General features: G+C 70.7%; 6 protein-coding genes. 5 read left to right on the top strand and 1 reads right to left on the bottom strand.

What is annotated here, in order from left to right; translation table 11 throughout:
* The first annotated feature begins 17 nt into the window (after positions 1–17).
* Entirely contained in the window at positions 18–929 is a 912-nt protein-coding gene (locus LG334_RS07195; protein ID WP_404384696.1) for a tetratricopeptide repeat protein, read from the top strand.
* A gap of 218 nt (positions 930–1147) precedes the next feature.
* Positions 1148–3454, top strand: coding sequence for an ATP-dependent helicase (locus LG334_RS07190; protein ID WP_404384694.1), 2307 nt, complete (start codon positions 1148–1150; stop codon positions 3452–3454).
* 577 nt (positions 3455–4031) lie between these two features.
* On the opposite strand, the gene LG334_RS07185 is transcribed toward LG334_RS07190, so the two are convergent.
* Positions 4032–5372 (bottom strand): uracil-xanthine permease family protein, encoded by a 1341-nt coding sequence (locus LG334_RS07185; RefSeq protein WP_404384692.1) that lies wholly within the window; start codon positions 5370–5372, stop codon positions 4032–4034.
* A gap of 199 nt (positions 5373–5571) precedes the next feature.
* Between LG334_RS07185 and LG334_RS07180 the strand changes: the two genes are divergently transcribed.
* The 3 genes from LG334_RS07180 to LG334_RS07170 are packed head-to-tail and all read left to right on the top strand — an operon-like array spanning position 5572 to position 11587.
* The gene (locus LG334_RS07180; protein ID WP_404384690.1) at positions 5572–6513 is read left to right on the top strand and encodes a YihY/virulence factor BrkB family protein; all 942 of its coding nucleotides are present in this window, start codon (positions 5572–5574) and stop codon (positions 6511–6513) included.
* A 56-nt stretch (positions 6514–6569) separates the two neighbouring features.
* A complete protein-coding gene (locus tag LG334_RS07175; RefSeq protein WP_404384688.1) occupies positions 6570–7856 on the top strand; it encodes an exonuclease SbcCD subunit D C-terminal domain-containing protein in 1287 nt (428 codons plus the stop codon).
* Entirely contained in the window at positions 7853–11587 is a 3735-nt protein-coding gene (locus LG334_RS07170) for an AAA family ATPase (RefSeq protein WP_404384686.1), read from the top strand. The genes LG334_RS07175 and LG334_RS07170 overlap by 4 nt, the downstream gene beginning before the upstream one ends.
* Positions 11588–11689 lie beyond the last annotated feature (102 nt).

Below are 11689 nucleotides of genomic sequence, written 5' to 3'. Positions count from 1 at the left end.
ACGCGCAGGAGGACGCCATGCCCGAGACGAAAGCCGCCGAAGCCCTCAACGAGGCCGAAGCGCACTGGGTGGAGGGTGACCGCCAGCGCGCCGCCGAAGCCGCCCGCCGGGGGCGGCTGTTCTACCACGAGGCCAAGGACCCGGCGGGCGAGGCCTCGGCCCTGGTCCTGCTGGGCGACATCGAACTGGACGACGACCGCCTGTCCGCCGCCCGCGAGGCCTATGTGGAGGCCCGCCGCCTGCTGGCGCCTTCCGGCGAGCAGGGGCACCAGGCGTCGGTGCTCATGCGGCTCGGCCTGCTGGACCGGCTGGAGGACAAGACGGACGAGGCTCTGGAATACTTCCAGTCCGCCATCGAGCTGTTCTCCGCCGCCGGCGATCTGGGCGGCGAGGCGCTGGCCAACATGCAGATCGGCCACCTGGCCCAGTCGCGGGAGCGCGACGACGATTCCCTGATGCACTACACCCACGCCCGCGCCCTCTACAACAAGGCCGGCGACAGCCTGGGCGAGGCGCACGCCATGAAGGCGCTGGGCCACCTGCGCCACATGATGGGCCAGCCCGACACCGCCCACGAACTGCTGGAGGAGGCCATCGGCCTGTTCCACGAGAACGGCGACGCCCTGGACCAGGCGGAGGCGACGGGCGCGCTGGCGCTGCTGCTGCGCTCGGTGGGCAACGAGGAGTCCGCCTACGAGCACTTCCGCAAGGCCGAGAAGCTCTATCAGGCCGCCGGACACCTTGAAGGCGAGGCCGAGATGCTGATGGAGATCGGCGAGATCGAGGCGGGGCGCAGTTCCAAGCACGCCCGCAAGGTGTTCGACCACGCCGCGACCCTCTTCACCCGCGCCGGGCAGGATGAGCTTGCCGACGCCGCCAAACGCGCCGCCGAAAGCGTCAGCCGGGCCGATGCGGCGGGGCTGACGTAAGCATGGCCGCCGCGCCCTCTCACAGCCTCCCCACCATCCTCGCCGCCGTGCTTCTGGCGGCGGGGCTGGCGGCTGGGGTTGCGCTGTGGGGTGAGTGGGGGCTGCTAGTGTTCTACAACGGCGGCGGGCTGTCGTGTTGACATGCGCGGCTGACACCAGACACGGGCCACCCCATATTTCTCCGTGAGCCCGCCCTTCGTTCTGGTTATAGTCCGCGCATGACTCCTTCCGATCCCTTCTCCCTCGACGACGAGCCGCAGGCGCCGCCGGGGCCGTCCACCGTTCCGTCCGCGCAAGCCACCTTCGGCGGGGGCGAGCCGCCGTGGCTGGCCGACCTGAACCCCGAACAGCGGCTGGCCGTCACCACCATCGACGGTCCGCTGCTGGTGTTGTCGGGCGCGGGCACGGGCAAGACGCGCGTGCTGACCACGCGGCTGGCGCACATCATCGACCTGCGCATGGCGCAGCCCTGGCAGTGCCTGGCGGTCACCTTTACCAACCGCGCGGCGCGGGAGATGCGCGAGCGCCTGTCGGGCATGATCGGCGGACCGGCGGAGAGCGTGTGGCTGGGCACCTTCCATTCCGTCTGCGTCCGCATCCTGCGCCGCCATGCCGAGGCCGTGGGGCTCAAGTCCGGCTTCCTGATCCTGGACACCGACGACCAGATGCGGCTTTTGAAGCAGCTTCTGGAAGGTGCGAACATCGACAGCAAGAAGTGGCCGCCGCAGGCCGTCATGGGGATCATCCAGCGCTGGAAGGACCGGGGCCTCGCGCCCGACAAGGTGCCGGCCGACGACGCCCGCGCCGCCGGCGGCGGCTCCATCCTGGCGCTCTACAAGTCCTACCAGGCGCGGCTTCTGGAACTGAACGCCTGCGACTTCGGCGACCTGCTGCTGCACTGCGTGACCCTGTTCCAGACCCATCACGACATCCTGGAGGACTACCAGGAGCGCTTCCGCTACATCCTGGTCGACGAGTACCAGGACACCAACGTCGCCCAGTACCTCTGGCTTCGGCTGCTCGCGCGCAAGCACCGCAACATCTGCTGCGTCGGCGATGACGACCAGTCCATCTACAGCTGGCGCGGCGCCGAGGTGGGCAACATCCTGCGTTTCGAGAAGGACTTCCCGGGCGCCGAGGTGGTGCGGCTGGAGCGCAACTACCGCTCCACCCCCACCATCCTGAAGGCGGCCAGCCACCTCATCCGCAACAACGAGGAACGGCTGGGCAAGGAGCTTCGGGCGCCGGGCGTGGAGGACGCAGGAGCCAAGCTGTGCGTGCGCGGCGTCTGGTCGGCGGACGAGGAAGCGCGCTGGCTGGTCGACGAGATCGAAAGCCTCCAGGCCAAGGGCGCACCGCTGTCGGGCATGGCGGTGCTGGTGCGCGCCGGCTTCCAGACGCGCGAGTTCGAGGAACGGCTGATCACCACCGGCCTGCCCTACCGCGTCATCGGCGGCCCGCGCTTCTACGAGCGCATGGAGATCCGCGATGCGCTCGCCTACCTGCGCCTGCTGGTCTCGCCCGACGACGATCTGGCGTTCGAGCGCGTGGTCAACAAGCCCAAGCGCGGCCTGGGCGAGGCCACCATCCAGACCCTGCACATGAGCGCCCGGGCGCTGGGCAAGCCGCTCTACCTGACGGCGCTGGAGATCATCGACACCGACGAGCTGAAGCCCAAGCCGCGGGCGGCGCTGCGCGACTTCTGCGAAACCATCGAGCGGTTCAAGTCGCTCGCCCCGGTCATGGACCTGCCCGAACTGGTCAAGACGCTCATGGAGGAAAGCGGCTACGCCGAGTTGTGGCGCCGCGACAAGTCTCCGGAAGCACCGGGACGCCTGGAAAACCTGGACGAGCTGTACGGCGCGGTGGAGGCCTACGAGGGCCTGACCCAGTTCCTGGAGCACATCAGCCTGGTCATGGAGAACGAGGCCCGCGCCGCCGAGGACCCGGGCGTCACGCTCATGACCCTGCACGCCGCCAAGGGCCTGGAATTCGACGTGGTCTTCCTGCCGGGCTGGGAGGAGGAAATCTTCCCCCACAAGCGCGCGCTCGAGGAAGGCGGCATGGCGGCGCTGGAGGAAGAACGGCGGCTCGCCTATGTCGGCATCACGCGGGCGCGCAAACGGGTCTTCATCAGCTTCGCCGCCAGCCGCCGCGTGTTCGGGCAGTGGGTGAACGCCATCCCCAGCCGCTTCATCGACGAACTGCCGCCCGACTGCGTGGAGGCCCAGAGCGAGTCCGGCCTCTACGGCGCCGGCTTCGCCGAAAGCGGCGGCGCCTGGGGCGGGGCCTGGGAAGACGGCTGGGGCGGGCGCCAGCGCTCGGCCAAGATCATCCCCGGCAACGGCACCTCCTTCGCGGTGAAACCGCGCGAGGCCGAGGAAGGGCTGGCGGTCGGCGTGCGCGTCTTCCACCAGAAGTTCGGCTACGGCGTCATCCAGCGCAAGGACGAGGACAAGCTGGCCGTCCAGTTCGACAAGGCGGGGCTGAAGAAGGTGCTGGCAGGGTTCGTGGAGCGGGCGTAGGCGCCCGCTCGCGGATCGGGAATTCCCGTAAAAGATGTTGCGGCAAAGCGTAGCCCTGGCATCATGTGCCTGCGGCCAGGCCGCGCATTCTGTGTCGGCCGCACCGCACACAGGAGGAGAGGACAGATGCTGAAAGGCAGGCGTCTCTTCCTGCTGGTGAATATAAGGGTGATGAGGATGGCACTCCTCATCACCCTGAAGATCACCTAAGCAGGAGGCCGTGCGGACCTTGATGGTCCGTGCGGTCTCCTCCTGATAGTACACCAACGCCCCTCCATCGCAAGCCTTGGCCGGCGCACGCAGGGCGAAAAATCACGTTGAAGTTGTTGCGCGGAAGGGAAGCTCAGGCACTATGTGTCTGCGGCCAGGCCGCGCATCCCGTGTCGGCCGCGCCGCACTCAGGAGGAGAAGGCAGATGCTGAAAGGCAGGCGTCTCTTCCTGCTGGTGAAAATAAGGGTGATGAGAATGGCCGTTCTCATCACCCTGAAGATAACCTAGCAGGAGGCCGGGCGGGCCCTGTGCCCGTTCGGTCTCCTCCTGATAGTACGACGCTTGCCTCTGGGCGCAACCCCTTTCTTACGCTTCCGTGCGCAGGAAGATGGACCCGCCGTGCTCCGCTTCCTCGCGTCCCGGCAGGACCAGGTTGAGGATCAGGCCGACGATGGCGGCCAGCGCCATGCCGGCGATCTCGACATCGGCCTCCAGCGTGGTGCCGTCGGCCAAGTCGAAGGTCAGGGGCACGTTCACCAGCGCGCCGCCGATGCCGATCACCAGGATCACCGAGCTGATGATGAGGTTGCGCTTGCGGCCCAGGTCGACGTGGCGGTCGATCATCATGCGCATGCCGGAACTGGCGATGATGCCGAACAGCAGGATCGACACGCCGCCCATCACCGCCACCGGAATGGTCTGGATCAGCGCGGCGATCTTGCCGACGAAGCCGAACAGCACCGCCAGCACCGCGGCGCCGCCGATGACCCAGACGCTCATGACGCGGGTGATGGCGATGACGCCGATGTTCTCGCCGTAGGTGGTGTTCGGCGGGCCGCCCACCAGCGAGGCCAGGATGGTCGCCGCACCGTCGCCCAGGATGGAGCGGTGCAGGCCCGGCTCCTTCAGGAAATTGCGGCCCGTCACCTTGCTCAGCACCATCTGGTCGCCGGTGTGCTCGGCAAGCGTCACGATGGCGACGGGGGCCACCACCAGGATGCAGGCCACCATCTGCGGCCACTGCAGGCCGAAGTCCGCCATGATGAAGTCGGGCACGGCAAACCACGCGGCCTGGGTCACCTGGCTGAAATCGACGATGCCGACCGACAGGCCGATCAGATAGCCGCCGATGATGCCGAACAGGATGGGCACCAGCGCGAACACGCCCTTCAGGAACATGCCGCACAGAATGGCGATCAGCAGCGTCGCCATGGCGGTGCCGAAGTGCGGGGCGGAATACGTGCCCTCGCCGGGGATGTTCATGGCCATGTCCACGGCCACCGAGGCGAGGCTGAGGCCGATCACCATGATCACCGGGCCGACGACCACCGGCGGCAGCAGGCGCAGCAGCCAGTTCACGCCGGCCTTCCAGATGAAGAAGGCCACCACCACGTAGATCAGCCCGGCCACCAGCGCGCCCAGCAGCGCGCCCCCAGGCCCGGCGATCGTGGAGGCCGAGATGATCGGCGCGATGAAGGCGAACGAGCTGCCCAGGTACGCGGGAATCTTCGCCCGCGTGCACAGGATGTAGAGCAGCGTGCCGAGACCGCTGGAGACCAGCGCGACGGCGGGGTTGAGGCCCGTCAGGAAGGGCACCAGGATGGTCGCCCCGAACATGGCGAAAAGATGCTGCAGGCTGAGCACGACCCAGGCGCCGGGTTTCGGCCGGTCGTGCACATCCAGGACCACGTCGATGTCGGCGGCCATGGTGTCCCCCTCGGATGATAGGCGTTGTCGGATGGTCGGGTATTCCCGCCGTTCGGTACCGTCGCTCGCGCGCCCGCGCAAGAGAAAAAACCTTGTCGGCGGCAGCGGCCGGCGCGCACTCCGTGCGCGATTGCAACAGAACCCGACGGCGGATGGTCCCGTTCCTCTCGAAAGAGCCCCGCATCGGAGACCCGCTTTCATGGCCTCGACCGCCGCTGACCATCCCCGCCGCATCCCCCTCATCCGCGCTTGGCGGGTGGCGAAGGTGGTGTATTTTCGGCTGGGGAGCGACAACCTGGGCGTCATCGCCGCCGGCTGCGCCTTCTATGCGCTTTTGGCGCTGTTCCCCTTTCTGGCGGCGCTGATCTCCATCTTCGGGCTTCTGGCCGACCCGGCGGCGGTCAGCCAGCAGTTGCAGATGATCGAGGGCACCGTGCCCGACCAGGTCTACGCCATTCTGGACGACCAGGTGCAGAAGCTCTCGGCCCAGGAGACGTCTCTCAGCCTGGGCCTTGTGGTTTCCACCTCCATCGCCCTGTATTCCTCCACCAAGGGCGTGAAGGCGATCATGCGGGCGCTGAATATCGTCTACGATGAGACAGAGCAGCGGAACATCATCATGCTCAACCTGGTCGCCCTGGGCCTGACGGCCGGGTTCATCCTGGGCATGACGGTCGCGCTGCTGGTCGTCGTTGTGGTGCCGGTGGTGCTGGGCGTGTTGGGATTCGGCGAGGGCATCACCGGCGTGCTGGTGGACGCGGCCCGCTGGACCGTCCTGGCGATCGGCCTGTTCGGCGCGCTGGCGGTGATCTACCGCATCGCCCCGAACCGCCGTCCGCCGCGGTTCCGGTGGGTGAGCTGGGGCTCTGTGGTGGCGGCGGTGCTGTGGCTGGCCGCAAGCATGCTGTTTTCCTATTACGTCTCCAACTTCGCGTCCTACAACGAGACCTACGGCTCGCTGGGCGCGGTGGTGGTGCTGCTGATGTGGTTCTTCATCGGCGCCTTTTCGGTCCTGATCGGCGGCGAGATCAACGCGGAGCTGGAGCGCGGCGCCCGCGCCGACACCACCGTCGGTGCCGAGCGTCCGCCCGGACAACGGGGCGCGGCCGTCGCCGACCGTCAACCAGCCGAGGGCGGCTGATGCCTCGCGTACGAGGATGGTGACGCGGCGCAATGGCCTCTGGCATGATGCGGCGCATGACGACCGATCCCGCGCCGCTACGGCTTCTCCACACCTCCGACTGGCACCTGGGCCAGGACCTGCACGGCCTGCCGCGCGACGCGGAGCACCGGGCATTCCTGGACTGGCTGCTGGACACCATGGACGACCAGGACGTCGACGCCCTGCTGGTCACCGGCGACGTCTTCGACAGCCAGAACCCGCCCGTTTCGGCGCAGCGGCGGCTGTACGACTTTCTCGCCAAGGCCAAGAAGCGGCGGCCGAAGCTCGACATCGTCATCATCGGCGGCAACCACGACAGCGCAACCCGGCTGGAGGCCCCCGACGCCATCCTCAAGCCCTTCGACGTGCGCGTCATCGGCAGCCTGCCGCGCGATCCGGCGGACGCGCTGGTGACCCTGCGGGACGCCGGCGACCGCCCGCGCGCCATGGTCTGCGCCGTGCCCTTCCTGCGCATGGCCGACCTGCCGCCGCTGAAGGAGGCCGACGACACCCGCGACCCGCTCATCGACGGGGTGCGCAGCGTGTACGACCGCTTCATCACCCACGCGCGCGCGGCGGCGGGCGATCTGCCGCTCATCGTCACCGGGCACTGCTACATGAGCGGCGCGGCCCTGTCGGAATTGAGCGAGCGGCGCGTGCTGGGCGGCAACCAGCACGCCCTGCCGGCCGACATCTTTCCCGACGACTGCGCCTACGTGGCGCTCGGCCACCTGCACAAGCCGCAGCGCGTCGCAGGGCGGGAGACCATGCGCTATTCCGGCAGCCCCTTCCCGCTGTCGGTGACGGAAAAGGACTACAGGCACCAGGCCCTGCTGGTGGAGGTGACCGACGCCGCCACGCCCTGCACGGTCACCGGACTGCCGGTGCCGCGCGTCATCGACTACATCCGCATTCCTTCCACCGGCGCCGCCCCGCCGGAAACGGTGCTGAAGGAGCTTGAAGACCTGCCGGCCGAGCCCGACCCCGGCCGCGACCTGCGCCCCTACCTGGAGGTCGTGGTGCGGCTGGACGCGCCCAGCCCCTCGCTCCGCCACGACGTGGAGCAGGCCCTGGCGGACAAGCCGGTGCGGCTCTGCCGGCTGGCGGTGGAATACAGCGGCACCGGCCAGGCGCTCGCCGCCACCGCCGACGCGCCGGACCTGGCGGGCCTCGACCCGGAAGAGGTGTTCGAGAAGGCCTGGGCGCGGGCTTACGACGGCACGCCCGACGCTGCCCACCGCCACGCCTTCCACGAACTGATGGAAGCCGTGCAGGGCGAGGCGCCCGAGCATCCGGCGGCGGCCGAGGAGGCACCGGCATGAGGATTCTGGCCATCCGCGGCCGGAACCTGACGGCGCTCGCCGGCGAGTTCGAGGTCGATTTCGAGGACGGGCCGCTGTCCGGCGCCGGGCTGTTCGCCATCACCGGCCCCACGGGTGCGGGCAAGTCGACCCTGCTGGATGCGCTGTGCGTCGCGCTCTACGACCGCTTCCCGCGCCTTGAGAACGCCGCGAAGGTCGCCATCGGGCAGGCCGGCGCCGACGCATCGCTGCACGTCACCGGCACCGACCCGCGCACCATCCTGCGCCACGGCGAGGCGGAAGGATACGCCGAGGTGGACTTCGCCGGGCGCGACGGCGGCCGCTACCGCGCGCGCTGGCAGGTGCGCCGGGCGCGCAACAAGGCCTCGGGCCGGCTCCAGAACCAGGAGATGAGCCTGACGGACCTGGAGACGGGTCAGCAGATCGGCTCCACCAAGACCGAGGTTCTGGCCGAGATCGCCGCCCGCACCGGCCTGACGTTCGAGCAGTTCCGCCGCTCGGTCCTGCTGGCGCAGGGCGATTTCGACGCCTTCCTCAAGGCCCGTCCCGCCGACCGCGCCGACCTTCTGGAATTGATGACGGGCACGGAAATCTACGGCGCGCTGTCGGTGGCCGCGTTCGAACGCCACAAGCGGGAACGCGAGGCGCTGGATGCGCTGGACGCCCAGCGCCGGGCGCTGGACCTGCTGACGCCCGAGGACCGCGAGGCGGCCGCGCGGGCCGCCCAGGCCGCCGAGGCCGACGCCAGGGCGGCCCGGCAGGCGCTCGACGGCCTGCGGGCGCAGCAGACGTGGTACGCCGAGGCCCGCACGCGGCGGGAGGCCGTCACCGCCGCCGAACAGGCGCTGGCCGATGCCGAGGACGCCCGCCAGCAGGCCGCCCCCCGGCGCGAGGAACTGGCGACCCTTCGCCGGCTGGAGCGCCTGCGGCCCATGGTCGACGAGGCCGACCGGCTGACGGCGGATCACGAGCGGCTGTCCGGCGAGGCCGGCGCCGCCGAAACCCGCTGCCGCGATGCCGAAGCCGCCCGCGACGCCGCCCAGGCGCGCGGCAAGCAGGCGCGCGCGGCCCTGGACGCGGCGGAAAAGGCGTTCAAGGACGCCGGCCCCGACCTGGACGCCGCCGCCGCGCTCGACAGCCGGATCGAGGGCGCGGAGCAGCATGTATCCCGCTGCACCGCCACCCGCGATGCCGCCGCCGCCAGGCGAAAGGAGGCCGAGGACGCCCTGTCGTCCCGCAAGGACGCCCGCGCCAGGGCCGAGGCCACGGCGCGGGACGCCGAGACATGGCTGTCCGATCACGACAGCCACCGCCCGCTGGCCGAGCAGGTGGACCGCTGGATCGGCGAGATCGAGGACTGGGCGGACGCCGACAGCGCCCTCTCCGCCGCCGAAAAACAGGCGCGGGAACTGGCGGAACGGCATGCCACCCTGACCGCCAACCACCGCAAGCGTGCCGCCCGGCTGGAGGACACCGAAGCCGCCATCGCCGAGGGCGAGGCCGCGCTCCAACCCATCGCCGAGCGGCTGGAGGCCCTGGACCCCGCCGCACTCGAAGACCGCCGCGCCCGCGCCGCCGCCCGGGCCGACGCGGTGGGGGAGCTGGCACGGCTGGCGGGGCTGGCCGACGACCTGGCCGAGCGCAAGGCCGCCCATGAAGCCCGCGCCGAGGCCGCCCGCAAGCGCCGCGCCCAGGCCGACAACGCGCTGGCGGAGATGGAGGCCAGGCGGGGCCTGCTCGACCAGCGCCTGAGCGAGGCGCAACGGGCGCTGGACCTGTCGGAGGCCGCCGCCGACGAGGCCGCCGCCAAGCTGCGCGGCCTGCTGGTCGACGGAAAGCCCTGCCCCGTCTGCGGCTCGGAGGAGCATCCGCTGACGCATTCGGAAACGGCGCTGGACGCCCTGGCCCGCGAGCAGCGGGACCGGGTGGAGGCGTTGCGTGCGGACACGCGCACGCTGGACGCCACCCAGCGCCAGGCCGACATCGACCGTGCCAGCGCCGACGAAGCCCTCAACGCCTGCGCCGAGGAGGAACGCCGCCTCAAGCGTGAGGTGGCGCAACTGGCGGAAAGCTGGTCCGACGCCCGCTCGCGCGCCCACGGCCTGTCCCTGCCCGCGACGGCGGCGGAGGCCGATCATGCCGCGCTGGCCGACCAGTCCGCCGAGGCCGCCCGCGCCCGCGAGGCCGCCGAGCAGGACATGGCGGAAGCCGCCCGCCTGCGCGGCGAGGCCGACCGGCGCGCCAGGCATCTGGGCAGCCTGCGCCTGACCCGCGACCAGGAGCGCGACGCCCTGTCCGGCCTGGAGAAGAACCTGGCCGATGCCGAGGCCCGCCGCGAGGCCGCGGAGCGCGAGGCCGTGCGCGCCGCCAAGGCCCGCGACAGCGCCGAGGTGGCCCTGGAGGACGCCCTCGCCCCCCTGCCCGACTGGCGCACCGAGGCGCGCGCCGGCTGGCAAACCCTCGCCGATCGCTGCCGGTCGCTGGCGGACGCCTTCACGGACCGCCGCCGCGCGCTGGAAGACGCGCGGCAGGCGCTGGACAGGCTGGACGCCGACATTCGGGCCGCGGAGGCCGATGCCGCCAACCGGCGCGATGCCCTGGACACCGCCCAGTCGAGCCTGGAAGAAGCCGCCGGCGAGCACGAGCGGCTGCGCGCGGAGCGGGCCAAGCTGTTCGAGGGCGAGCCGACGGCGTCGGTCCGTTCCCGCCTCAACGGCGCGCGGCTGTCGGCGCAGTCGGACCTGGACGCGGCGCAGAAGGCCGCCGCCGAGGCTGCCGCCGAATGCTCCGCCGCCGTCTCGGCCCGCGACGTCCTGCGCAAGCGGCTGGCGGACACCGCCGAGGCCCGCGACCGGGCGCTGGCGGGGCGCGACACGGCCTTGGCGGAAGCGGGCGCGACGCTGGAGGAGGCCCGTACGGCCCTGGCTAAGGGCGAGGATGCCGTCGCGGCGCTGGAGGCGCATCTGAAAGAGGTCGACACCGCCGTCACCACCGCCCGCGCGGTGCTCGACGACCGGCGCAGGGCGCTCGACGCCCACCATCAGACGCCCGCGCCCGAAACGCCGGAAGAGGATCTCGCCGCCCAGGTCGACGAGCGCCGGTTGGCCTGCGACACCGCCCAGGAGGCGGCGGCGCGGGAGCGGGCGCGGCTGGCCCACGACGCGGCGCAGCGCGACAAGGGCCGGGACCTGGAAGACCGCATGGCCGAACAACGCCAGGTCACCGACCTGTGGGCGACCATGCAGGACCTCATCGGCTCGGCCAAGGGCGACAAGTTCCGCCGCTTCGCCCAAAGCCTGACGCTCGACCGGCTTCTGGGCATGGCGAACGCCCACCTGGCCGACCTGACGCCGCGCTACGTGCTCCAGCGCGCGCCGGGCGGCGAGTTGGACCTGCAGGTCATCGACCGCGAGATGGGCGACGAGGTGCGCGGCGTCGGATCGTTGTCCGGCGGCGAACGCTTCCTGGTGTCGCTGGCGCTGGCGCTGGGGCTTGCCAGCATGTCCGGCGAGCGGGCGCTGGTGGAAAGCCTGTTCATCGACGAAGGCTTCGGCGCGCTGGACGCCGACAGCCTGGACGTCGCGATTTCCGCCCTGGAAGCCCTTCAGGCGACGGGGCGCAAGGTAGGCGTCATCAGCCATGTGCAGGCCATGGTGGACCGCATCGGCGTGCAGGTGCGCGTCGCCAAGGCCGGCGGCGGACGGTCGGTGGTGGAGACGGTGGCGGCCTGAGCCCTGATGGCGCGCGACCGTTCAGGCGAGAAGGCGCCTGGGCGATTGAAACCGCCGCTTGAAACGCGCAACGGCACGGACTCCTTGGCGTTCAGCGGGCAT

It is taken from the genome of Caenispirillum salinarum (assembly GCF_044803115.1).
Lineage (GTDB): Bacteria > Pseudomonadota > Alphaproteobacteria > Rhodospirillales > Rhodospirillaceae > Caenispirillum > Caenispirillum salinarum_A.
The sequence above is the reverse complement of the archived record's forward strand: the minus strand, read 5'-3'. Positions and strand labels throughout refer to the sequence as shown.